Origin of the sequence: Streptomyces sp. NBC_00224 (assembly GCF_041435195.1) — a bacterium.
GTDB lineage: Bacteria > Actinomycetota > Actinomycetes > Streptomycetales > Streptomycetaceae > Streptomyces.
Map to the genome: position 1 here is coordinate 4515909 of NZ_CP108106.1, position 19581 is coordinate 4535489.

Here is a 19581-nt window from a genome sequence, read left to right on the forward strand (position 1 = left end):
GGACCCCCTGTTTGTCTGCGGGTTCGGTGGGGGCTGGTCGCGCAGTTCCCCGCGCCCCTTCTCGGCCCGGTGTTTGTCTGCGGGCTGTGTGTAGCTGGTCGCGCCGTTCCCCGCGCCCCTTAGGTAACTCCAGCCCAGGCGGCACGAAAGTCAGCCCCTCCGGCGTGCGAGGGGCGGGCCCCTTCAGGGGCGCGGGGAACTGCGCGACCAGCCACAGCCAACCCGCAGACGAACGGAGTCCGGGGCGGAGCCCCGAAGCGGGGTGCAGGGGCCGCAGGCCCCGCAAAAGGGGGTCCGGGGGCGTAGCCCCCGGGAAACCACCTCACCCCCCACCCACCCCCGGAGGGTTTAGGGGAACGGGCGGGGTGGGGCTAATCCCGGTGTGGGCGTTGCGTCAGCGTCGTGAACGCGTCCAGGTTTCGGGTCGACTCCCCACGCGACACCCTCCACTCGTACTCCCGCCGGATCGCCGACGCGAAGCCCAGTTCCAGGAGGGTGTTGAAGGAGCCGTCCGCCTCCTCCAGGACCGTGCCCAGGAGCCGGTCCAGTTCCTCGGGGGTGATCGAGGAGAGCGGGAACTTGCCCGCCAGGTAGACGTCTCCGAGGTTGTCGACCGCGTAACCCACCCCGTAGAGGCGGAGGTTGCGCTCCAGGAGCCAGCGGTGGACGCCCGCGTCGTTCTCGTCGGGGTGGCGGACCACGAACGCGTTGACCGACAACGAGTGGCGGCCGACCCGCAGCGAGCACGTCGTGGACAGCTTCCGCGTGCCCGGCAGCTTCACCACGTACGAGCCCGGTTCAGGGGACTCCCACTCCAGCTCGGCGTCCTTGAGGTACGCGTCGATCACAGCCAGTGCGTCAGCCATGGTGCGAGCGTACGCGACGGCGGTGTTCGTGCATCGCGGCGGTGTAGACGTCCGCCGTGGCCGACGCGGCCGTCCCCCAGCCGAAGGACTGGGCGTGCCGGGCGGCCGCCGCGCCCATCCGGTCCGCCAGCGACGGGTCGTCCAGGAAGCGGCGCAGGGCGCGCGCGTAGTCGCCGGGGTCGTGGCCGGGGATCAGGAAGCCGGTCTCGCCGGACCGCACCGCGACCGGCAGGCCGCCGACCGCCGCCGCCACCACCGGCGTCCCCGCCGCCTGCGCCTCGATCGCCACCAGTCCGAAGGACTCGCTGTACGAGGGCATGACCAGCACCGACGCCGCCCGGAACCAGTCCGCGAGCCGGTCCTGGCCCACCGGCGGGTGGAACCGGACCACGTCCGAGATGCCGAGCCGGGCCGCCAGCTTGTGCAGCCCCTCCGGCTTGGCCAGACCGCTGCCCGACGGGCCGCCGATCACCGGGACCACCAGCCGCGAGCGCAGCGACGGGTTCTCGGTGAGCAGCACCGCCACCGCCCGGAGCAGGATGTCGGGCGCCTTCAGCGGCTGGATGCGGCCCGCGAAGAGCGGGATCACGGCGTCCTGCGGCAGGCCGAGCCGGGCCCGGGCCGCCGCCCGGCCGTCGGCGGGGCGGAAGCGGTCCAGGTTCACGCCGGGGTGGACGACCGCGACCTTGCCGGGGTCGGCGTCGTAGAAGCGGACGAGCTCGTCGGCCTCCTCGGCGGTGTTGGCGATCAGCCGGTCCGCCGCGTTGACGATCTGCGTCTCGCCGATCACCCGGGCCGCGGGCTCGGGCGTGTCGCCGTCGGCGAGCGCGGCGTTCTTGACCTTGGCCATGGTGTGCATGGCATGGACGAGGGGGACGCCCCAGCGCTCGGCGGCGAGCCAGCCGACGTGGCCGGAGAGCCAGTAGTGGGAGTGGACCAGGTCGTAGTGGCCGGGCCGGTGGCCCGCCCAGGCCTGCATCACGCCGTGGGTGAAGGCGCACAGCTGGGCCGGCAGCTCCTCCTTGGCCAGGCCCTCGTACGGCCCCGCGTCGACGTGCCGGACCAGGACCCCGGGCGCCATCTCCACGGTCGGGGCGAGCCCGCCCGTCGTCGCCCGGGTGAAGATCTCGACCTCGATGTTGATCGCGGCGAGCCGCTTGGCGAGCTCCACGATGTAGACGTTCATCCCGCCCGCGTCACCGGTGCCCGGCTGGTGCAGCGGGGAGGTGTGGACGCTGAGCATGGCGATCCGCCGCGGCCTGCGGTGGCCCCCGGGGAGCCTGAGCCGGGGCGGCCCCGCCAGGGTGCCGGTGAACCGGGACACGTACTGGCTCACGTCGACGTCCTCTCGGCCGGGGGGCAGGGCGGGGCATGGCTTGCGGAGGGCACGTACGCACCCTCAATGAGCGGTAACCACCGGAACCCTTCCTTTCATTTCCGCTTCCCCGCACTTTTGCCGAAAACTTGCCCGCCACCACCTCTCACCAGGGGCGCCTACCCTCGTCGTATGGCTCCACCCAAGCGACCCGTCGGCACCGTCACGCGCGGCACCACCAATCCCAATCGGCTGCGCCGCATGGACCGCTGGATCGCCGAGGTCCACGGGCCCGCGCTGCGCCGCGCCGACGCGCCGGTCGCGGTGGACCTGGGGTACGGGGCGGCCCCCTGGACGGCCGTCGAGCTGCTGCAGCGGCTGCGGACCGCCGCGCCCGCCGTGTCGGTGGTGGGGATCGAGATCGAGCCCGCCCGGGTCGCGGCCGCGAAGCCGTACGAGAGAGAGGGCCTCACCTTCCTGCACGGCGGCTTCGAGGTGCCGCTGCCCCATCCGCCGCTGCTGATCCGGGCGGCCAACGTGCTGCGGCAGTACGAGGAGGGCGAGGTCGCGGCGGTGTGGGCGCGGCTGTGCGGGCGGCTCGCGGAGGGCGGGCTGCTGGTCGAGGGCACCTGCGACGAGATCGGGCGGCGGCACGTGTGGGTGGCGCTCGACGCGTCTGGCCCGCGCACGGTGACGTTCGCGACCCGGCTCGGCTCCCTGGAGCGCCCCTCCGACCTGGCCGAGCGGCTGCCGAAGGCGCTGATCCACCGGAACGTGCCGGGCGAGCCGGTCCACGCGTTCCTGCGCGACTTCGACCGGGCGTGGGCGGCGGCGGCCCCGTACGCCTCGCTGGGCGCGCGGCAGCGGTGGATCCGGGCGGTCCGGGACCTGGCGGCGGACTGGCCACTGCGGGACGGGCCGCGGCGGTGGCGGCAGGGGGAGGTCACGGTGGAGTGGGAGGCGCTGGCGCCACGGGGGTGAAGCTGGCGCCATGGGGGGGTGAAGGCGGCGCCATGGGGGTGAAGGCGGGGGTGAGGACCGCGGTGAACCCGGGCCGACGGGGCGGCAGGACGGGTGACTTGCCGGGCGGCTTGACGGGCGGCTTGACGGGCGGCTTTCGGAGTCGGCTGACCTCGCACGGGTGAATACCTGGGTCGGTCGGCGTCGAAGGGAACGCACTGCGCCTGCCGTTCGTCCCACACGCGGGGGGTGACCCGTGAGCTGCCGTCCGCCCCTGTCGTTTTGGGGGACGGCATGGCACCATCACGACGTTGCCAGAATGTTACTGACGGTAAATCACTTACCGTTTTTGCCTGGTGTAGTCCGGTTGTCCGGAGGGGGAGATTTAGTGCAGCCGCGCCGCTTGGCCACCGCGATCACCGTGGTGTGCGCCTTGACCGTGCTCGCGATGCCGGCCACGGCGTTCGCCGCGCCGAATCCGAAGCCGGACCCGACCACGTCGACCGCTCCCCCGGCCCCGCCGGTGTCGTCGAAGAACCTCGACGACGTGCGCAAGGAGATAGACGAGCTCTACCGGCAGGCGGCGGTCGCGACCGAGGCGTACAACCAGGCCCAGGAGCAGACCAAGCTCCAGTCCGCCGAGATCGTGAAGATCGCCCAGGAGATCGTCAAGGGCGAGGAGCGGATCAAGCGCCTGAAGGACCAGGCGGGGGCGGCGGCCCGGCTGCAGTACCGCACGGGCGGGCTGCCGCTCGGCGCGCAGATGATGCTCAGCGGCAACCCGGACGGCTTCCTGGACGGCGCCGACCGGCTGCGCCAGGGCCAGCAGGCCAACCAGGGGATGCTGGCCGAACTGAACCGTACGCAACAGGACTTGGCGCAGTACTCGAAGGACGCCTCCGCCCAGTGGAGGAAGCTGGAGGCGAACCGGGTCAAGAAGGAGACCGCCAAGAAGGAGATCACCGGCAAGATCGCGGCCGCCGAGAAGCTGGAGTCCCAGCTGGAGGCGAAGGAGCGCGAGCGGCTGGCGGAGCTGGAACGGCAGCAGCAGTACAAGGCGCAGACGGAATGGCTCAGTTCGGGGATATTGAAGGAGATCAACGGCAGGGCGAGCGAGCAGGGCCGCAAGGCGGTCAAGTTCGCGACCGACCAGATCGGCAAGCCGTACCTATGGGGAGCGGAGGGGCCGAAGTCGTACGACTGCTCGGGCCTGACCTCCCAGGCGTGGCTGGCGGCGGGCACGGGCATTCCGCGCACCTCGCAGGAGCAGTGGGCGCAGCTGCCGCATGTCGCCGTCAAGGACATGCGCCCGGGCGATCTCATCATCTACTTCTCGGACGCGACGCACGTCGGGATGTACGTCGGCGACGGCGCGATCGTGCACGCCCCCCGGCCGGGGCGGAACGTGACGGTCGCGGGTGCGGGCACGATGCCGATCCTGGGAGTCGTCCGCCCGGACAGGTGAGACGTCGGCCACCCGGACCGGTGAGACGTCGGTCACCCGGGCGGCGGAGGGCCTGCACCCGGGCGCGTGAGGCGTCATGCGCCCGGACAAGTGCGGCATGTGGCATATGCCATGAGCCATTTGCCGAACAGTCACCGAACGCCATTCCGCTGCGCGGTCCACTGACGCTAGGGTCCGGGACTGGCGGCAACGCAGCCCGGCGTTCCGCGGCGCGCCCTCGGGAGGAGGGAGACCGGAATGCCCGCACCGCATATGTGGTCCCCTCGCACGCCCCCGCCGGGACCGGGCGAACCGGCCCCGGTCGCCCCTGCTGCCCCGGGCCCCCTGACCCCGTCCGCCGGCCTTCCGGGGACGCGTGTGCCCGACGGACTGGTGGGCGCCGGCGGTCCCGATGCCCTCGCGGGCGCGGGTGGAGCGGTCGTGCCGACGGCGCCGGGTGCGCCCGGTACGAGCGGCACGGGGCTGGAGGTGGCTCCCCACGGCACCGCGCCGCAGGCAGCCGCGACCGCCGCCCTCAACCTCCTCGTCATCGAGGACGACCCCGGCGGCCCCTTCACCGTCTCCGAGCTGCTGCACACCGCCGGGACCCGGGTGCGGATCCGTACCGCGCGCAATCTCACCGAGGCCGAGCGGCTGCTCACCGATGACGTGAACTGCATCCTGCTCGACCTCGCGCTGCCCGGCCGCGACCCCGACGACGAGCTCGCCGCGCTGCGGCACCTGCTGCGGCTCGCGCCCCGGCACGCGGTCCTCGCCCTCACCGCCTCCACCCACGCCGAACGCGCCGCCGAGGCCGTCCGCGTCGGCGCGCAGGACTACCTCTTCCGCGACGAGCTGGACGGCAGACTGCTGAGCCGGGCCATCCGGTACGCGGTGGAGCGCAAGCGCGCCGACACGGCGCAGTACAAGCTCGCGGAGTCACGGCTGCGCGCCCAGGAGAACGCCCGCCTGGAGCGCGGGCTGCTCCCGACGCCGCTCCTGGACGGCTCCGACCTGCGGTTCGCCGCCCGCTACCGGCCGGGCCGGTCCCGCGCCCTGCTCGGCGGCGACTTCTACGACACGGTCCGCACCCCCGACGGCACCGTCCACGCGATGATCGGCGACGTCTGCGGCCACGGCCCCGACGAAGCCGCCCTCGGGGTCGAACTCCGCATCGCCTGGCGGACGTTGACGCTGGCGGGCCTGTGCGGCGACGCGCTCCTGACGACCCTTCAGCAGGTCCTGGAGCACGAGCGCGACGGCGACGAGATCTTCGCGACGCTCTGCACGGTCGACATCGCCCCGGACGGCCGGCGCGCCGAACTGAGCCTGGCGGGCCACCCGGCCCCGCTGATCGCCCGCCCGGGCAGCCCCGCGAGCCTGCTCGCGTACGAGAGCGGGGGCCCGGCGCTCGGGCTGCTCCCCCAGACCCGCTGGCCGCGCCGCCGGGTCGAACTGGGCGAGGCGTGGAGCCTGTTGATGTACACGGACGGTCTGATCGAGGGCCGCACCGGCGTCGGCAACCAGCGCCTGGGCCAGGAAGGCATGACCGACATGGTCAACCGTCTGCTGACGACGGGCCTGCGCGGCGAGTCACTCCTGGAGGCGGCGGTCACCGAGGCCCGCGAGCTCAACGGCGGTGAACTCACCGACGATGTGGCGGTGTTGCTGCTCGAAAGGGCACGGCCGGGCGACTGACCCGTACGTACGCGAACGGACGCGCTAGCGGCCGCCGTTGTACGGCCCGTACGGACCGTCGCTGCTCGATCCGCCGCTGCGGCCGCCGCGCCCGCGCCCGCGCCCGCCGCCGATCTGGCGCACCGCCGGGCGGACGTCCACGATGTAGACGATCACCGCCACCGCGCCGATGACCGGCAGGAACGAGAGCAGCGGGAACAGCACGCTGACCAGCAGCGCGATGGCCAGGATGATCAGCCAGAACGGCTTGGTCTGCTTGTCCACCGCACGGAACGCGTCCTCGCGGCGGAGGGCCGCATCCACGAGCGCGAACAGACTCAATGCGGTCAGGGCTGTACTCAGCAGCCACATGAACCCCGTGAATCCCTGCATCAGCACGGTCGTCCACCACCTTTCCCGGAATCGCTCCTACGCGGCCAAGGTACCCGTCAAACGAGGCGGACACCGAAAAGGTGCCCGCCGCCGCGACGGCACCCGCTCACTCCGAGGTCTTGGCCGAGGTCGTGGTCTTCTTGGCCGTGCTCTTGCGCGCGGTCGCCTTCTTGGCGGGCGCGGGCTTGGCCTCGGCGGAGGCGGACGCGTCGGACGGCTCGGCGGAGTCGGCGGCCGGGGCCTCGGCAGCGGGCTCCGGGTCCGGCTCGACGGCCTCGGCGACCTCCAAGATCTCCTCGGCGGCCTCGCCGCGCCACTCCTTGACGACCTCCTGGCCGCGCTCGGCCACCTTGTCGTACCCCTCACGGGCCTTGACCAGGGACTCGGCGGCGAAGCCGACCGCCTGGAGGGCGAGGTGCTGGACGGAGTCGCCCAGCTTCTTCACATCGCCGTCGAGCGCGCCGACGACCTCGTTCACCTTCGCGGTGACGGCGGCCTGGGCCTCCTTGGCCTGGGCGACGACCTTGTCCTGGACGACCTTGGGGTCGGTCTTGCGCACGGCCTCGATCCGCGCCGGGACCTCGGTCTGGATCCGCTCGACAAGCACCGGGATCTTCTCCGGGACCTTCGCGGCCTGCTTGGCGCCGAGGTCGAGCGCGCCGGCGACGAAGAAGAGGGGCTTGGGGTCGGTCAGGGCGTTACGCAGCTCATCGGTGACGGCCATGCTGGTTTCCTCCCGGATCAGTACGTCGATCAGTACGTGGCTCAGCTCTTGGGAGCCGATGGGGCATCGCCCGTGCCGTCGTCCTCGCCCCGGCCCTTGTCCCGGCTCGCGGCCGAAGCAGGTGCGTCCGCGTCGAGCCCGTTCTCCTTGCGGAAGGACTCGTAGATCTGGATCAGCACCTGCTTCTGCCGCTCGTCGAGCGAGGGGTCGGCGAGGATGACACTCCGTGTCCCGGCCGCTTCCGGCGCCCGTTCGTCGAGGATCCCGGCCTGCACGTACAGCGTCTCGGCGGAGATCCGCAGCGCCTTGGCGAGCTGCTGCAGGATGTCCGCGCTCGGCTTGCGCAGCCCGCGCTCGATCTGGCTCAGATACGGATTGGACACCCCGGCGGCATCCGCGAGCTGCCGCAACGAGAGCTGGGCGTTACGCCGCTGCTCGCGCAGGAACCCGCCGAGATTGCCGACGTTGAGTGATGCCATGCCTCGATACTGCCCCTTCCCTGCTAACTATTGCAAGCAGGTGCTTGCAATAGTGTGCAGCGCCACGTCGGTGCGCCCCCGATGCGGCGCGCCCCCTCAGGCCAGGGCCGCCTCGACATCCAGCGTGATCTTGATCGCGTCGCCGAGCATCGCGCCCGTCGCGCCGCCCGTCACCCCGAAGGCCTTGCGGCTGATCTGGGTGGTGGCGGTGAAGCCCGCGACCGGGCGGTCCTGGTAGCCCTTGCCGAAGCCGAGCAGCTCCAGTTCGAGAGTGACGGGGCAGGTGACGCCGTGGACGGTCAGTTCGCCGTCGGCCAGGAAGCCGTCGCCCTCGCCCGCACGGATCCCCGTCGAGCGGAAGGTCATCTCGGGGAACTCCGCCGCGTGCAGGAACTCCTCCGACCGTATGTGGTTGTCACGCTGTTCGTGCGCCGTGGAGACGGACGCGACCTGGATCGTCGCGACCACCGACGACTCCAGCGGGTTCTCGGCGAGTACGATCTCGCCGCTGAATTCGTCGAACCGGCCGCGTACGTTGGCGACGCCCAAGTGACGTACGGCGAAAGCGATTTCGGTGTGGACCGGGTCGATGACCCAGGTGCCCGGGGTGTATCCGGGCAGCGTGGCGGCCGTGGCGGTCGGCTCAGGAGAAGTGGTCATGACGGGTGAGGCCCCCCAGAAGGCGTGAGCGGACAGGTGTCGTGTGTGCCGAGCCTTGCTTGAACCCTCCACAACATAGTGAGTCGGCGTCCCTCGCGCACCCAACTGCCTTATCCCGCAGGGATGTTGAACACCCTCAACCGAGCGCGTCCGGCAGCGGCCTGCTGTGCAGGACCTCCAGCCGGGACACCGCCCTCGTCAGCACCACGTACAGCCGGTGCAGCCCCCGCTCCTCCGCCTCCGCGATCGCGGCCGGCTCCACGGCCACCACATGGTCGTACTCCAGGCCCTTCGCCACCGTCGCGGGCAGCACCGTCACCCGGGCCGCCGCCGTCAGGTCGTCCGCCTCCGCCGTCGCCACGCCCGCCGCCGCGAGGGCCGCGCGCAGCTCCGGCACGTCCGCGTCGGACGCGATCACGCCCACCGAGCCCTCTCGCGCGAGCGCCGCCCGTACGGAGTCCACGAGCGCGGACCGCACGTCCTCGACGCGCCGCAGCGCCAGTTCGCCGTCCCGGCGCAGCGAGCGGGACGGCGGTACGGCGACGTCGAGCGCCCCGAGCAGCCCGTTCGCCAGGGCCACGATCGCCGCCGGGACCCGGAAGCCGGTCGTCAGCGGGACCACCGGGGCATCCGGCTTGCCCAGGTGCGCCAGGTGCTCGGGCCAGTCGCGGGCCGCCCACGGGGTGGTGCCCTGCGCCAGGTCGCCGAGCACGGTCAGCGAGCCGAAGCCGGAGCGGCGGGCGACGGCCCGGCACTGCATCGGGGAGAGGTCCTGCGCCTCGTCGACGACGATGTGGCCGTATCCCTGCGGGCGTTCGACCAGTCCCGCGAGCTCGTCGAGCAGGACCTGGTCGGCCGCCGACCACTTGGCCGACTTGTACGAGCGCGGCGCCCGGCTCCACAGCAGCCGCTTCTGCTCCTCGGCGCCGAGCACGCCGTCGGCGGCCGCCGCCAGCGCGTCCGGGTCGGTGAAGAGCGCCGCCAGGACCTCCTCGGGCGTGACCTTCGGCCAGGCCGCGTCCACGAACGCGGAGACCGGGCGGGCCCGTGAAATCCGTTGCAGCCAGGTGTTGTTCATCGGCCCGGCCCGGCGCTCGGCCTCCAGCTGGATGACGCGGACGGCCCGGCTGCGGACCCGCTCGCGGCCCACGGCGTACGGGGGCGCCTCGGCCCGTACCTCCTCGACGATCTTCGCCAGCTCGCCGCCGGTCACCCGCCAGCGGTACGAGCCGTCGGGCACCTCGACCGGCTCGTACCGCCCGGCCGGGTCGTCCACGCGCGCGTAGAGCGCCCGGTGCAGCACCCGCGCCATCCGGGCGTCGTGCTTGACGGCCGCCGCGGCCGCGTCGTCGACCGCCCGGACGGGCCCGCGCGCGACCTCGTCGTCGACCGTCGACTGCCGGATGTCGATCTCGCCGAGGGCGGGCAGAACCTGGGCGATGTAGTGGAGGAAGGTCCGGTTGGGGCCGAGGACCAGGAGGCCGCCGCGCTGGATGCGCTGCGGATAGGTGTAGAGCAGATACGCGGCCCGGTGCAGCCCGACGGCCGTCTTGCCGGTGCCGGGGGCGCCCTGGACGCAGAGGGACCGGCCGAGCTCGGAGCGTACGAGGTCGTCCTGCTCGGGCTGGATGGTGGCGGCGATGTCGCGCATGGGGCCGACGCGGGGGCGCTCGATCTCGGCGGCGAGGATGCCGCCGGGGGCGCCGTTCTGCTCGTCGTTGTGCCCGGCCCCCAGCCGCTCGTCCTCCATGCTCGTGAGGTCCTCGGGGGCGCCGAGGCTGCCCGGGGCCCAGCCGAAGCGGCGGCGGACGGCGACACCCAGCGGGTCGCGGGCCCCGGCCTGGTAGAAGGTCCGCGAGACGGGCGCCCGCCAGTCGACGACCAGCGGCGGCGCCGAGGGGTGCTCGCTGATGCGGCGGCGGCCGATGTAGTAGCGCTGCCCGGCGTGGTCGCCGGACGCCCCACCGCCCTCGAAGTCGAGCCGCCCGAAGAACAGCGGACTGTCCGGCTCCTGCCGCAACTCCTTGGCCCAGCTGCGCAGTTGATAGCCGAGCACTTCGGCGTCCGCGCCGGAGGCGAACGCGTTCTCACCGATCACGACCCGGACGTCCGCACCCTCGACCATGCCGGTCAGGGCCGCGCGGCAGGCTTCGTGGTAGGTCCGTTCCTGACTGAGTTCGCGGTCGAGTGGCGTCATGGGATCCAGCGTAACGCAACTCGGTTACATTCTTTACTCAGTAACGAAATCGGAGAGTGGGGGGTCTCGGGGGCTTGGGCTCTTGTCAGCGGGGCCTTGGGGCCTTGTCAGGCGTAACGTCCGAGCCCGTCCCTCAGCTGCGCGAACGCCTCCTCGGCGGCCACGATCGCGTCCCCGTGCACCGCCTCGGCGCTCTCACCGGCCTGGATCCGCCGCCAGTTCTCGTCCGCGAGGATCCGCTGTACGGCGATGATCTGGCCGGCGGCGAGGCGCGCGCCGATGTCCGCGCCCAGGGCCGCCGCGAGCGCGCCCTCGGCGCGGCCCTGGTACGAGAACAGCCGCGCCACCAGGCTCGGCGTCCCGTAGAGCAGCCCGTGGTACGCGCGGACCCGCGGGTCGTCGTTCAGCCCCGTCACCGGGTCGCGGCCGTCGAGCCCGGCCAGGAAGTGGCGGCGCAGGGCGGGGAGCGGCGCGAGCCCCTCCGTGCGCCCCTGCGCGACCACCCGGGCGGCCTCGTCCTCATGGTCGGAGAACCGGTGCAGGGCCAGGTCCTCCTTGGCCGGGAAGTAGCGGAAGAGAGTCGGCTTGGAGATCCCGGCGGCGGCGGCCACCTCCGCGACCGGCACATTGTCGAAGCCCTTCTCCAGGAACAGGGCGATCGCCACGTCCGAGACGGCCTGGTACGTCTGCTGCTTCTTCTGCTCCCGCAAGCCCATGGGGGTGAGGGTACGGGGAGGCTGCGGGAGGGGCACTTGACCTCAACCCCACTTGAGGAAAAAGACTCCGATCAAGAACGTTTTCGCACACGACGGGGATGGGTGATCGGCATGCGCGTGACACAAGTGGAGGAGTTCGGCGGCCCGGAGGTACTGGTTCCGGCGGAGCTGCCGGACCCGGTGGCCGGGCCCGACGAGGTGATCGTCGCGGTCGACCACATCGACACGCTCTTCGTGCAGACGCAGATACGGGCGGGGGCGTTCGGGGAGTACTTCGACGTCAAGCCGCCGTACGTGCCCGGCGGCGGTGTCTCCGGCACGGTGGCCTCGACCGGCGCGGAGGTCGACCCGGCGGTGTGGGCGGGGCGCCGGGTGATCGCCGCAGTCGAGCCCGGCAGCTACGCCTCGCTGGCCGCCGTCCCCGTCGACCACCTCGTCCCGGTCCCCGACGGCCTCGGCCTGCGCGAGGCGGCGGCCCTGGTCCACGACGCCGTGACCGCACTGGCCCTCCTCGACCTCACGACCCTGAAGGCGGGCGAGACGGTCCTGATCACGGGGGCGTCGGGGGGCATGGGCACGCTCCTGGTGCAGCTGGCTCGGGCGCGGGGCGCGCGAGTGGTGGGGGTGGCGCGGGGCGCCGAAAAGGTGTTCCTGGTACGGGAGTTGGGCGCGCACGTGGTGGTGGACGCGGCGTCCCCCGACTGGCCCCGCCACGCCGCCGAGGCGCTCGGCGGCCCGGGCGCGGACGTGGTCCTGGACGGAGTGGGTGGGGCGTTGGGCGCGGCGGCGTTCCCGTTGACGGCGACCGGCGGCCGCTTCTCGGCCCACGGCGCCCCCACGGGCCACGGCTTCGCCGCGGTCCCGACCGACGAGGCCGACCGCCGCTCGATCACGGTGCTGGGGATCGCGGACGTCCAACTCACCCCTGCGCGCCGCGTGACCTTGGCAACCCGCGCCCTGGAGGAGGCCGCCGCGGGGCGCCTGCGCACGGTGATCGGGGCGGTGTACCCGCTGGAGCGGGCGGGGGAGGCGCATGCGGCTATTGAGGGGCGGGCGGTGGTGGGGAAGGTTTTGTTGAGCGTCTAGGGGCACGGGGAAACTGGTGGGGCCGCGCAGTCCGGCCTCGCCCCTACCCCCGCCGCCGCACTCGCTCCCGCAGCCACTCCCCGTACGCCGCCCGGATTTTTTCCTGCGTGGGGATCGCGGGCAGCCCAAGGGCGTCCTTCGCCGCGGCCAGTACCCGCTGGACCTTGCGGGCGGCCCGGGCCAGGCGCAGCCGGCCCGGGCCCGGTCCGGCGGCGGCCGCGCCCGTGCCCGCCGTCACCACTCCCGCCACCAGGGCCAGCGCCCCCGCGCCCACCAGCAGTGCCACGGCCGTGCGGATGACGTCGGTGTAGACGGACTGCGCCTGCTTGAACGCCAGCAGGTGTGGAAGGTCCCGCTCCCAGCCGTCGCAGCCACCGGGGCGCGCGGCCCCGACCGCTCCCCGCCACGCCTCCTTGACCCGCAGCGCATCGCACTCGGGGTAGTTCATGAGGTGCAGATGGGTGGCCAGGTCGTACAACGGGTCCCCGATCATGGCGAGTTCCCAGTCGATGAACCAGAGGTCGTCCCGCGAGTCGACGATCAGATTGCGCCGGTGCAGATCGCCGTGTACGAGGGAGAACGGCCGCGAGGCCAGTCCCCCGGCCCGCTCCCGCAGCCCATTCAGCGAAGTGGCCGAAACACCCAGCCTGTCGAATAGCGAACCGAACTCCCCGCTGTTCCTCTGGTAGACCTCGTGCTGCGTGAAGTCGATCAGCCCGCCGAGGAAGCCGCGCGTGTCCCCGTCCGGGACCCATGGCCGGGAATCGACCTCGGGAAGCGTTTTCAGGGCCAGCTCGCCGTGCTTGATGGCGGCCATCTGCCCGAATAATTCCCCAAGTTGACTGACGTGACGCCCGGAGAGGCGGCCGAGCCAGAATCGCCCGTCCCGGAGCGTGCGGCCCTCGACGAAGCCCTGAAGGAACACCCCCTCGGCGAATTCGGCGCATTCCGGAATGCGGGAGATGCGCCCCTTCAGCTCCATCAGCAACTGATCCTCGGAGGCGAAAGTGCGCCGGTCGAACCAGAGCAGACCCTCCCGGCGCACCCGCAGCTTTCCCCGGGCATAGACCTCGCCGAGCGGATTCCCTGGCGGCAGCACGATCGCGTATGCCTCGTGGTGGTGCCCCTGGAGCGGCCCGGTCACCCCCCGGACGCCGTTCCGGCTGAGCTCGACCGCGGCCCGGCGGGCCGGGGACGCCGTTTCGGTTGCCATCGTGTCGAGCCTTCGGGGTGCGGCGCGGATCGTGCCGCGGGGGACGAACAAGCTGGAGCGGGAGGTTACCGGGCCGCTGGGCCGGAATGGGCAGATCCGGCTGTTTTCACCGTGGGTGTCGCTCAGAACCTCTCCGTCCCACGTCTCCGCCGCACCTCGCCGCCGACGCCGTCACCTGCCCAAAAGCTCGCTGAGCGACTCCACGACCGGCACTCGTCCGTACCATCGGCGTTCACGATTCCGTTCGCCTGACGCGCGGCTTTCCCTGGGCTTTGGTACGAACGCGATGAACGGCACCCCCAGCCTGGCGGCGGCCCTCAGATCGTTCTTCGAGTCCCCGATCATGACGGACTCCTCCGGCTTGGACCCCGTCGAGTCGAGGGCGCGCAGCAACGAGTCCGGGTCCGGCTTCAGCTTGGCGATGTCCGGCACCCGGCCATGGATGTGCCCACCGAAACTCCCGGCCAGGTCCATCCGTCTGAGATACGCGACGACAGCCTCGGGCGAATTGTTCGTGGCAATGCCGAGCCGGGTCCGTACGGCAGCCAGCTCACGTATCAAGTCAACGGCGCCCTCCGTCGGTCGAGCCGACTCGGCGGCCCGCTCCTCCTGCTCGGTGAGACGTTTCTCCAGTTCCTCCACACAGGGGTCTCCCGGATAGCTCTGCTCTACCAGTCCGAGATATCCGAGGGGATCAGCCGTGAATTCACCGGGCGGAACGGCGACTTCGAGATCTTTTTCCAGCCAGGTGTGCAGGTCCTTCACCACAACGGACGCCTTGTGGTTGGCGAAGAGGCTGCACACCGGCCCGTCGAAGTCGAATATGACGCAATTCGCAGCATTGAGGAGATCATGCGGGTTGTCCACATCGCTCCATCCGTCGAGGAGAAGGCAGAATAGCGTCGCCCCGCCTCCCATACTGCCCTGCCTCCCCAACGCTCCATTCCTCAGCGCCCGAGGTCGAGGCGGGTGGTGATGGTCTTCCACAGGTTGTCGAACCACCGCTGGGACCGCTCCACGAACGCCGCATCCCGCGACCCTCCGCCGCGCAGGTACTGGAACAGCATCGACTCGTAACCCAGCGAGTCATAGATCTCCACCGATGTGTCGGCGATCCCCTGTTCGCGCTCGACGATGTCGTAGTAGCCGAAGAGCGCCTCGGAGCCGTTGAGCAGATACAGCTTGATCGGCGAGGTCAGCGGCAGCGCCTGGAACTCGATGTGGACGTCGATCTCCCCCTTCTCCCCCTCCTCCCCCTTGGGGATGCGCAGCGCCTCCAGGTTGTCCCGCAGGACGAGGCCCTGGGTGTTGCGCTGGCTCAGCCACCGTTCGTGGACCAGCCGGTCACCGTCCGCCGAGCGGTGTACGGGCCGGGGGAAGGCGAGGTTCATGTTCCGGTCGGGCAGCAGGATGCGTACATGGACCGAGTCCGGGCGGATCAGGCCCGCGTGGATCGCCCCCAGCGGTTCCCCCAGCGCCAGGTTGAGGGTCTCCGTCGTCAGGCACACCGCGTCGATCCGCACCTCCCGCGCACGGAACGCCTCCGCCACCCGGGGGCTGAGGACCGCCGCCGTGCGCTTCGGCTCCTCGTCCGACGGACGGGAGGCGGCCGGTACGGCGCTGGCGATCTTCGCCGGGGCGCCCTTGCGGCCCTCGGTGATCAGGCCCTCGCCGTGCAGCTGCTGCAGGGCCTGGCGCACCACCGTCCGCTCCACGCCGTAGTGCTCCACCAGCCAGGCCTGGGTGGGCAGTTTGGCGCCGACCTTGAGCTCGCCCGCGCGGATCCGGGCCCGCAGGGAGGCCGCCACGTCGTCGGACGTGTGCCTGGCGCTCCCGCTTGCCGTCACCTCAGGTTCCGAAGTCACATCTGAACGCTACAACTATCCGATAGCCAAGGGGAGTTGTTCCGGGTTGGTTTATGGGTCTTCAGATGGCGGGACAACTTCAGCAAGTTGTCCGCCAACTTGGTGAAGTTCGCGCGGAAGCTCCGCGCGGCGGACCTCTACGGGGAGGGACTCCATGCCTTTGATCGCGCTGTTCATCGCCTTAGCCGTCGTCGCCTCGGAGAGGCTGGTCCACCACAAGCTCGGGGCCGTGGGCACCGTGGGGGCCGTGGTGCTGTCCGTCGGCGTCCAGACCCACGACAACACCTTCATCGTCATCGGCGCGGCCGCGCTCCTGGCCGCACTGATCCCGCAGGCGGACAAGTGATCCGGGACCGCCGGGGCGGCACCGCCCCGGCCGCCGCCCTCAGAACATGTCCGGGCACCAAGCCCGCCGCGACGTCCGCAAGAGGGCGTCCGCCCGGGCCGCTGCCCCCGCCGTCTCCTCGGCGGCCCGGCCCAGCGCGGCCAGTCGTACCGCCGACTCGTCTCCCAGGTACAGCGCCCCCAACTCCCGTATGTCCAGAGCGAGATCGGCCCGCCCGGTCGTCGGGGTGCACTGCGCGCCGGACTCGTCCGCGTCCAGGCGGTAGCGGCCCGACGCGAAGCCGGACACGTCCGTGACCTCCAGGACCAGGGTGCCCGAGGACGCGTACGTACGTGCCTCAAGGGCCCGTACGACGTCCAGCACCCGCAGCCACAGGAAGTCCGCGTGCGTCACCATCCGGGCCGCGCGCGGGTCCGGGAGGAGCAGCGGGAGCAGGTCGTCGGGGGCGCGGTAGCCCGTGCGGACCTTGGTTATCCAGTCGACCGAGCAGATGAAGTGCCACAGGGCGCGCTCGGCGGCCGGGGTCAGCCCGAGCAGTCCGCGTACCGTCGCCGTGTTCAGCGGCTGCTTGGCGTCCGTCCACGTCTCGTCCGCGTGGTACGCCGCCAGGCCCTCCACCTCGCCCGCCGCCGAGCGGTACACCGCCCAGAACGGCTCGGTCCACGGCTGGTCGTCCCGCCGGGCCGCGCCCGTACTCAGGTCCCACCAGCGGGCGTTCCGGCTCACCGCGCCGGGCTGCCCGGCCCGGAAGCGCTCGAAGAGTTCGGGGCCCAGCTTGCGTACGTCCTCGGCGTCGGCCAGCTCGATGCGGCCGCCGTCGTCCGGGCCCGACCAGCGCGGGTCCAGGCCCGCCCGGCCCGTGTCGACCTCCCACTCGGCGGTCCAGGTGGCGGGGCCGAACCCGTACCGCCCGTAGATCGGGTACTCGGCGGCGATCAGCGTCGCCGCCACCTCGCCGCGCTCCTTCGCCGCCGCCAGGTCGTTCGCCATCATCCGGCTGAGCAGGCCGCGCCTGCGGTGGGTCGGGGAGACCGTGACGTTGGTGACCGCGCTGGTGGGGACGGCCGCGCCGCCCACCACGGTCAGCTCCTGCGCGAACGAGCGGAAGGTCGCCACACAGCGGCCGTTGTCGAACACGCCCTGCGTACGGGCCAGATCGCTGTTGGCCAGCCGGGACGTCGCATCCCTCTCGCCCACCACCGGCGGCCGCAGGAAGCCTGTGTTGACGGCCTTGAGCCAGTCCACGAACTCGGCTTCGGAGACGGTACGGAGGTCGAGGGAGGGGGTGGCGGGGTGGGCGGAGGCGGCGTCGCGGCGGCTCGGGCTCATCCCGCCACGCTAGGCAGGCCCTCGCCCGGCTGTCGCCCGAATTTCCGCGCCCCCGCCGCCCTTGGAACGCCGCCCAGACCGCTAGAACGCCGCCCGGACCTCGCCCACCCGCTCCGCCCCGCCCAGCAGCGGCGCGCTGCCGATGCGGTCGACCACCGGGGCGTCCACGCCGAGCAGGCGCAGGGCGCGGGCCAGGACCGGGCCGAGGGCGCGCGCGGCGCCGTCGTCGACCTTGAAGGCGAGCGCGCGGCCGTCCGGCAGCGCCACCGCCTGGACCGCCTCCGCGCCCATCTTCGACAGCACCCCGGGCACCTCGCGCATCAGCCAGGTGTCGGGGCGGCGGGTGCCCGCCACGTACTCGGGGTGCGCACGCATCGCGTCCGCCACCCGGCGCTCCGGCGTGCCGGGCTCGGCGAGCACGAACGTACGGAACGCGCGTGCCAGGCCCGTCAGGCTGATCGCCATCAGCGGCGCCCCGCAGCCGTCCGTGCCGACCGACGCGACCGGCTCGCCCGCCGCCGCCTCCACGCCGTCGTGGACCAGCCGCTGGAGCGGGTGCGCCGGGTCCAGGTAGGTCGCCTCGTCCCAGCCGTTGAGGCGGCAGGCGGCGAGCATGGCCGCGTGCTTGCCGGAGCAGTTCATGGTGACCCGGTCGCGGACGTGGCCCGCCGCCAGGTAGGTCTCAGCCTCGGCCGGGTCGAGCGGCAGGTCGGGCGGCGTCTGGAGGTCGTCCGGGGTCAGCCCGTGCTCGGCGAGCATCTTGCGGACGAGGTCGAGGTGGAAGCCCTCGCCCGAGTGGCTGGCGGCGGCGAGCGCGAGGCGCTCCCCGGCGAGGTCGAGCCCGGCCCGCAGCACGGCGGCGGCCTGCATGGGCTTGTTGCTGGAGCGCGGGAAGACGGGCGCCGCCGGGTCGCCGAGCGCGAGCTCCACGCTGCCGTCGGCCGCCAGCACCACCAGCGAGCCCCGATGATGGCCCTCGACGAAACCGGAACGTACGACTTCGGCGAGGACCGGGGGTATGAGGGTGTCGGTGGTCATGGCGGGCCTTCCGGGCATGGACCCGCCTCGTAACCATCGAAGTGACCTTCGAATCGGTGGTCAGATGAGCAGGTCGTCTACTTGTGCTTCGCCTTCACGGTACCTGCGGGCGATCTCCGCACTGCAATCGTCGGCAGTCCGCTGGAGGTGCTGGCGGCGCCGCGAGACCTGCTGCTCGTAGCGGATCAGCCGCCCCATCGCGGTGTGCAGCTCATCGTCCGTACGGGCGTCGAGGTCGGAGAGCTGGACCTCCGCGTCCATCTCGGCCGCCAGCCGCCGGTACTCGGCGCTGCGCGGCGTGGAGAGCGTGACGTGGCGGGCGGAGGCGCGGTGCAGGGAGGGCGCGTCCGCCAGGATCTCGGAGAGCCGCTCCACCACGGGCGTGTGCGGTCCGGTGCGCCGGGCCAGCTCGGCCCGCAGGATGTCGATACGCCCGTGCAGCAGCCGCCGCACATAGCTGAGGTCGGCCTCGTCGCTCTGCGACCGGCGCCGCAGGGTCCGTAGCGCCGGCAGTCGCAGTGCGGTCAGATCGTGGTCTTTCGGTACGGGCAGATGGTCACCGGCACGCTGTACGGGCGGTCGCGAGACGGCCGCCCGCGCGGCCGGCGGACTCGTCCGGATCAGCGAAACGGGGCCGGGCGACTGCTGCCCGGCGCCAGGAGTGCTCATGTGTCTTACCGTCCCCTCGACCGGTGCGGGATAGGGCGCACCGACTGTCAGCATCGTGCCACTCCCAGTGGCGCATATGCAGACACACACCACCCGTTCGGCCCCAGTCGGACCGGATTGGTGCGTGGAATAGGTTGGGTCCCATGCGAGCGGTGGTACAGAGGGTCGACGGCGCGAGCGTCGTCGTGGCGGGCGAGACGGTCGGCGAGATCACCGGCGAGGGCCTGTGCGTCCTGGTCGGGGTCACCCACGGGGACACCCCCGAGAAGGCCGCGCAGCTGGCCAGGAAGCTGTGGTCGGTGCGGATCCTGGAGGGCGAGAAGTCCTGCTCGGACGTGAACGCCCCGCTCCTGGTGATCTCCCAGTTCACCCTCTACGGCGACGCCCGCAAGGGCCGCCGCCCCACCTGGAACGCGGCGGCCCCCGGCGAGGTGGCCGAGCCCCTGGTGGACGAGGTGGTGGCCCGGCTGAGGGCGCTGGGGGCGACCGTGGAGACGGGCAGGTTCGGCGCGGACATGAGGGTGTCGCTGACGAACCACGGGCCGTTCACGGTGGTGGTGGAGGTGTAACCGCCCCTCCCCCTTCCCGCACCCCGCTGGCCCGG

20 protein-coding genes are annotated in these 19581 nt (G+C 72.1%); 6 read left to right on the forward strand and 14 right to left on the reverse strand.

The features are described from left to right. Positions 1–371: 371 nt before the first annotated feature. Together OG965_RS19960 and mshA are read right to left on the reverse strand one after the other, a co-directional pair. Positions 372–866: a YbjN domain-containing protein gene (locus OG965_RS19960; protein ID WP_371653447.1), complete on the reverse strand. Its 495-nt coding sequence runs from the start codon at positions 864–866 to the stop codon at positions 372–374. Continuing rightward, entirely contained in the window at positions 859–2202 is a 1344-nt protein-coding gene (gene mshA, locus OG965_RS19965) for a D-inositol-3-phosphate glycosyltransferase (protein WP_371653448.1), read from the reverse strand. The genes OG965_RS19960 and mshA overlap by 8 nt, the downstream gene beginning before the upstream one ends. A 171-nt stretch (positions 2203–2373) precedes the next feature. Here mshA and OG965_RS19970 point away from each other — a divergent pair, with 171 nt between their 5' ends. From OG965_RS19970 to OG965_RS19980, 3 genes are all read left to right on the forward strand, one after another. Then, positions 2374–3162, forward strand: a complete 789-nt coding sequence (locus tag OG965_RS19970) for a class I SAM-dependent methyltransferase (protein WP_371653449.1) — start codon at positions 2374–2376, stop codon at positions 3160–3162. A 427-nt stretch (positions 3163–3589) separates the two neighbouring features. After that, a complete protein-coding gene (locus tag OG965_RS19975) occupies positions 3590–4606 on the forward strand; it encodes an NlpC/P60 family protein (protein WP_371656999.1) in 1017 nt (338 codons plus the stop codon). A gap of 237 nt (positions 4607–4843) precedes the next feature. Further along, complete coding sequence (locus tag OG965_RS19980; protein ID WP_371653450.1) at positions 4844–6283, forward strand: PP2C family protein-serine/threonine phosphatase; 1440 nt, start codon at positions 4844–4846, stop codon at positions 6281–6283. A gap of 24 nt (positions 6284–6307) precedes the next feature. Here OG965_RS19980 and OG965_RS19985 read toward each other — a convergent pair whose 3' ends face one another. The 6 genes from OG965_RS19985 to OG965_RS20010 all read right to left on the reverse strand — a co-directional run bounded on the left by OG965_RS19985 (position 6308) and on the right by OG965_RS20010 (position 11431). Further along, positions 6308–6655, reverse strand: coding sequence for a DUF2516 family protein (locus OG965_RS19985; RefSeq protein WP_371657000.1), 348 nt, complete (start codon positions 6653–6655; stop codon positions 6308–6310). Between the two features lie 106 nt (positions 6656–6761). After that, positions 6762–7379: a hypothetical protein gene (locus OG965_RS19990; protein ID WP_371653451.1), complete on the reverse strand. Its 618-nt coding sequence runs from the start codon at positions 7377–7379 to the stop codon at positions 6762–6764. Positions 7380–7420: 41 nt separating this feature from the next. Further along, positions 7421–7858: a helix-turn-helix domain-containing protein gene (locus OG965_RS19995; RefSeq protein WP_371653452.1), complete on the reverse strand. Its 438-nt coding sequence runs from the start codon at positions 7856–7858 to the stop codon at positions 7421–7423. 96 nt (positions 7859–7954) lie between these two features. Continuing rightward, positions 7955–8518: a YceI family protein gene (locus tag OG965_RS20000; RefSeq protein ID WP_371653453.1), complete on the reverse strand. Its 564-nt coding sequence runs from the start codon at positions 8516–8518 to the stop codon at positions 7955–7957. 136 nt (positions 8519–8654) lie between these two features. After that, on the reverse strand, positions 8655–10715 hold the full coding sequence (locus OG965_RS20005) for an AAA family ATPase (RefSeq protein ID WP_371653454.1): 2061 nt from the start codon (positions 10713–10715) through the stop codon (positions 8655–8657). Positions 10716–10822: 107 nt separating this feature from the next. Beyond that, positions 10823–11431 (reverse strand): TetR family transcriptional regulator, encoded by a 609-nt coding sequence (locus OG965_RS20010; RefSeq protein ID WP_371653455.1) that lies wholly within the window; start codon positions 11429–11431, stop codon positions 10823–10825. Positions 11432–11542: 111 nt separating this feature from the next. Here OG965_RS20010 and OG965_RS20015 point away from each other — a divergent pair, with 111 nt between their 5' ends. Beyond that, entirely contained in the window at positions 11543–12517 is a 975-nt protein-coding gene (locus OG965_RS20015) for a zinc-binding dehydrogenase (protein WP_371653456.1), read from the forward strand. A 43-nt stretch (positions 12518–12560) separates the two neighbouring features. Here the strand turns inward: OG965_RS20015 and OG965_RS20020 are convergent, their stop codons facing one another. The 3 genes from OG965_RS20020 to OG965_RS20030 form a co-directional block, all read right to left on the reverse strand. Beyond that, positions 12561–13730 carry a phosphotransferase gene (locus tag OG965_RS20020; RefSeq protein WP_371653457.1) on the reverse strand — a complete coding sequence of 390 codons (1170 nt, stop codon included), beginning with the start codon at positions 13728–13730 and terminating at the stop codon, positions 12561–12563. A 171-nt stretch (positions 13731–13901) separates the two neighbouring features. Continuing rightward, the gene (locus OG965_RS20025) at positions 13902–14597 is read right to left on the reverse strand and encodes an HAD family hydrolase (RefSeq protein ID WP_371653458.1); all 696 of its coding nucleotides are present in this window, start codon (positions 14595–14597) and stop codon (positions 13902–13904) included. Between the two features lie 80 nt (positions 14598–14677). Further along, positions 14678–15595, reverse strand: coding sequence for a winged helix-turn-helix domain-containing protein (locus tag OG965_RS20030; protein WP_371653459.1), 918 nt, complete (start codon positions 15593–15595; stop codon positions 14678–14680). Positions 15596–15749: 154 nt separating this feature from the next. Between OG965_RS20030 and OG965_RS20035 the strand changes: the two genes are divergently transcribed. After that, on the forward strand, positions 15750–15941 hold the full coding sequence (locus OG965_RS20035) for a hypothetical protein (protein ID WP_371653460.1): 192 nt from the start codon (positions 15750–15752) through the stop codon (positions 15939–15941). A 39-nt stretch (positions 15942–15980) separates the two neighbouring features. Here the strand turns inward: OG965_RS20035 and OG965_RS20040 are convergent, their stop codons facing one another. The 3 genes from OG965_RS20040 to OG965_RS20050 all read right to left on the reverse strand — a co-directional run bounded on the left by OG965_RS20040 (position 15981) and on the right by OG965_RS20050 (position 18977). Continuing rightward, positions 15981–17270 carry a GNAT family N-acetyltransferase gene (locus tag OG965_RS20040; protein WP_371653461.1) on the reverse strand — a complete coding sequence of 430 codons (1290 nt, stop codon included), beginning with the start codon at positions 17268–17270 and terminating at the stop codon, positions 15981–15983. 81 nt (positions 17271–17351) lie between these two features. After that, positions 17352–18308 carry an asparaginase gene (locus OG965_RS20045; RefSeq protein ID WP_371653462.1) on the reverse strand — a complete coding sequence of 319 codons (957 nt, stop codon included), beginning with the start codon at positions 18306–18308 and terminating at the stop codon, positions 17352–17354. A gap of 60 nt (positions 18309–18368) precedes the next feature. Further along, positions 18369–18977, reverse strand: a complete 609-nt coding sequence (locus tag OG965_RS20050) for an ABC transporter substrate-binding protein (RefSeq protein ID WP_371653463.1) — start codon at positions 18975–18977, stop codon at positions 18369–18371. A gap of 143 nt (positions 18978–19120) precedes the next feature. Between OG965_RS20050 and dtd the strand changes: the two genes are divergently transcribed. Next, positions 19121–19546, forward strand: a complete 426-nt coding sequence (dtd, locus tag OG965_RS20055; protein WP_371653464.1) for a D-aminoacyl-tRNA deacylase — start codon at positions 19121–19123, stop codon at positions 19544–19546. Positions 19547–19581 lie beyond the last annotated feature (35 nt).